This window comes from Pectobacterium brasiliense, from assembly GCF_013449685.1.
GTDB classification, from domain to species: domain Bacteria; phylum Pseudomonadota; class Gammaproteobacteria; order Enterobacterales; family Enterobacteriaceae; genus Pectobacterium; species Pectobacterium brasiliense_A.
Window position 1 is genome coordinate 1 of sequence record NZ_JACDSF010000132.1, and the last position, 202, is coordinate 202.

Sequence of the window (202 nt, forward strand, 5' to 3'; positions counted from 1 at the left end):
CCACCCAACCCAGCGCACCATCACCTGGTTATCCGGCAGAAATAGTACATAGAAATTATCTTGTCCCTTCTCACGTTTCGGCATAGGCAGAGTGATTGTATGTTTCTCAGGCAGAAGTCCCTGTTCTTCTTGTTGCTTTAGAGTGGCGCTCAATAGCCAATCTATCTTGACCGTATCTCCCTCTATCCGATAAGGGCCCGCA

General features: G+C 48.5%; 1 pseudogene. It reads right to left on the minus strand.

What is annotated here, in order from left to right:
* Positions 1-202, minus strand: a pseudogene (locus H0248_RS21965) (DUF3304 domain-containing protein); the annotation flags it as partial.